The 3,476-nt window shown below is 53.0% G+C and carries 2 protein-coding genes; one reads left to right on the top strand and one right to left on the bottom strand.

The features are described from left to right. The first annotated feature begins 211 nt into the window (after positions 1 to 211). Positions 212 to 1,966, top strand: a complete 1,755-nt coding sequence (locus NTX71_10260; protein MCX6340280.1) for a metallophosphoesterase — start codon at positions 212 to 214, stop codon at positions 1,964 to 1,966. Between the two features lie 286 nt (positions 1,967 to 2,252). Here NTX71_10260 and NTX71_10265 read toward each other — a convergent pair whose 3' ends face one another. Continuing rightward, positions 2,253 to 3,263: a transposase gene (locus tag NTX71_10265; protein MCX6340281.1), complete on the bottom strand. Its 1,011-nt coding sequence runs from the start codon at positions 3,261 to 3,263 to the stop codon at positions 2,253 to 2,255. Positions 3,264 to 3,476: the final 213 nt, after the last annotated feature.

Genomic DNA, 3,476 nt, shown 5'->3' on the forward strand with positions numbered 1-3,476 from the left:
GTATAACTGCACGGGTTTCGGGCACCTGTCCCGAATTCCCGTGCATTTTATCCATCATTCTGGAGAGCATTGTACATCATATCTACTTGCCTTGTATGATATTATATATATTTTTAGACTTTTTCAGGAGACCCTAATTACTATATAAAATAAAAGGCACCGGCAGATCAGCTCACGCGTGGAGCAGATGAGGCAGGGAGAAACTCTCTCAATGAAGCGATTGCTATGCGTCATAGCTTTTTATGCAACGGGCATCCTCTCCCCCTTTCTATTCAACGTGGTCACGTACGCTCAGGAGAAAGGCGCATCGACAGAGTATATCTATATTCTGAACACAGGGGATATCCACGAGCACCCGGAATACCTTCCCAGGATCGCGGCCTACATCAAATACATGAAGCAACATTACAGCACCATCGCCATCGACGCGGGCGATGCCCTCACCGACTATGCGCCCGGCGATCCGAAGAATGGTTCGCTCTGGAACCGCGGGACAAAAGGCAATTTGATGTACCGCGCCATGTCAAAAATTCCCTATGACGCCATGACGATCGGCAACCACGACCTCTGTTACGGTGAGCGCCATCTCGCCGACCTCATCAAACGATGGAATTTGCCCGTTATGGGTGCGAACGTGATGCACTCATCGTGCGACATGCATTTCATGGCGCCTCCGGTTTTTGGATTCAGGGACGCTTCCGTTGGCCTCGTGGGTACCATCTCGACACATCGGTGGCACCTGGAGCATTATGACCCCAGCAGCACCTTCCGCGTGGCAGACATCCAAAGCAGAAAGGTATACGATGCAATTAACAATATGAAGGGGCGGGCTGATATTGTCCTTCTTCTGACGCATGAATTGGATTCGGGTGACAAGGATAGCGCGGACAAGATCCGGGGCATCAGCGTGGTAGTGGGAGGGCACTCGCACAAGGATTTTTTCGACTATCACGGCTCCGCGTCAGCCTCAATCGTGAAGGCCGGCTGGGAGGGACGGTATGTCAGGAGCCTGAGGCTTACCTGTGCCAACGGCCGTATTGTGGGAGCGAGTTCACAGCATAAAGATATGCGCGACTATTCCTACAAGGACGAAGAGGTCGAGCGCCTGCTAAAAGCGCCGGCGGTAAAACAGAACGACGTTGACGGCGATGGCGTTTCGGAACTGGTGGTTTACCATGGGACAAGCGGGAGATGGGAGTCGCTGGAAATTGACGGCACAGGCCCTCGTGGTTGGACATTCCCGCCCCATGAGGAGGATGCGGTGCCGGTGTGCGGCGACTTTGACGGTGACGGCAAGTCCGATCCGGCGCTCTATGCGCCATCAACCGGGCGCTGGCTGACATTGTGCTCGACCATGGACTACGCGGAGCATGCGGTGGTCTTCGGCGGTGAGGGAGGTGCGGCGGCCCTCGGGGATTACGATGGCGATCTCATTACTGACCGGGCGATTTATGACGCAGGGACGGGGCGATATCGGGTTCAGCTATCGGCGTACGGTGGATCCGAGGTGGTGAGGAACCTCGGTGGTCCCGGCTACGCCCCCTCGCCGGGCTACTACGATGATGACGCCCTCGTCGATCCGGCTGTGTATGATGAGGTGACGGGGCGCTGGATAGCACTCCTTTCATCTGAAGACTACCGTCAGGTCTCCCTGACATTCGGGGGCCATGGCAGCGTCGGGGTATCAGCGTGCGTCGGCCCGGACAATCGCGGGGAGCCGGCGGTATACAATGAATCGGAAGGGCGTCTGACGGTGGCGCTTTCCGATGATGGTTATCGGCAGTTATTCGTCCCCCTCGGGGGCCCGGGCTATGTGCCGGTTGCGGGAGACTACGACGGCGACGGTTTTGGAACGGTGGCGGTTTACCGAGAAGCATCGGGAACGTGGGTGATCGCCGATTCCAGGCAGAACTACTCCCAGCACACCGTGACATTCGGCGGCCCCGGCTGGGAAGCGGTTCGCTGAGCCACTGCGTAGCCTTTATTCCCTTACCGAATAAAACCTTGTCAAAGATTATTTCCATAGGATGACTTTTACTATAGTCTTTTGTATTTTCTGATGTCATTAATCTTCGGTGAAGAACCCACACAACGTCCCATCGCCTCCTGGCGGAAAGTAAATCCCGCAAGAATTGGTTCCTCAATTGAATTTTTTGCGCGCGCATTTGAAGTCTAGCCGATCAATCTTTGCATTCTTAGCAGCTCGGCTACGGGAGTAAATGACATTTGAAAAATTCAGGGTCAGACCTCTACTATTGACTGAGGATGATTTTATAAATCTTTTCTACCCGTTTAGCGAACTTCTTATCAAACAACATCTGCTTCTGAATCCGATTATGGTTATGTGCTACGGCAGCGCCGCCAATCCCACCCAATTCATCCCCCAATTTCTGGAGAGGCCTATAGCTCATGTTCAACCGATAACTCATCTCAATCAGGACCCGTCGTGCCTCGCGCCATGGCGAGCGTGCCTTCGCTAACTCCTCGGGGCGCACTCCGTACTCCTTACCCACCACCGTAGCAATCTTCAGAACAGGGATCACGCTCCTTATTGACCCCACCTGCGGTTGTTCTTTACGCGTCCATTCTCTCCCGTCTATAAACGTCTTCCTTACCCACTCAATAAAGCTATCCGTCCCTAGTACCGCTCCTGCTCGTGCCTCCATGATCAGATTCTTTATCCCTTTGCCCAGCCCCGAGATAACAAAGTCACGATACCGCTTCTCCCCCTCCTTGGTATCTCCTCCCATGTAGCCCAATACCGTTCCATATGTCACGAATTCATCCCGCTTCATTAACCCTATATACCCAGGCAGGCTACTCCATTTGTACTCTTTGAGTATCTTCCCTTTATCCTCTACTGTTAGTTCCTTGTACTTCTTCAACCGTACGGGGTTGAGATGCAGATAGCGGCTCAGCTCCTTCAGATACTCATCCGCTTCCACCACAATTGCTTTAAATCTCCCCTGATATAAATGTCCCGCTCGGTGATGCCTCAAATTATAATACGTCGTATATGCCGTATTGAAACGCTGCATAAATCTACTCAGATTCGCCTCTTTCGTCCTCAATAAAAAATGGAAGTGATTGCTCATCAGTACATAGCAATGCACTTCCACCTCGAATCTCTCTATGCTTTCTTCTAGTGCCTCCAGAAATCGCTTCCTGTCTTTGTCGTCACGGAATATCTCCCCCCGCTCATTCCCGCGGCTTGTAACGTGATACCATGCCCCTGGATATTCAATCCTAAGCGGTCTTGCCATGCTCGAACTGTATCAGACTACCTTCCCTTAGTCAATAGTAGAGGTCTGACCCTGAATTTTTCTCGTATCAGTAATCCGGTTGATCCGGACACCTACACCATGCGCGCGATCGGCTACTGGCCGGTGTTCCTCGGGTCCTCGCTGGCCGAGCTCTCCGCGAGCACGCCGCTCAGCGGCATCGGCGGCTTTGGCCTCTATGAGGGAGTCTGGACG

The sequence above is a fragment of the Candidatus Auribacterota bacterium genome, from assembly GCA_026392035.1.
In the GTDB taxonomy this organism is placed as follows: domain Bacteria; phylum Auribacterota; class Tritonobacteria; order UBA1439; family UBA1439; genus JAPLCX01.

Bases quoted from the DNA above. Each gene is read 5' to 3' on its own strand.
- NTX71_10260 (MCX6340280.1), top strand. From the start codon at position 212: ATGAAGCGATTGCTATGCGTCATAGCTTTTTATGCAACGGGCATCCTC.
- NTX71_10265 (MCX6340281.1), bottom strand. From the start codon at position 3,263: ATGGCAAGACCGCTTAGGATTGAATATCCAGGGGCATGGTATCACGTT.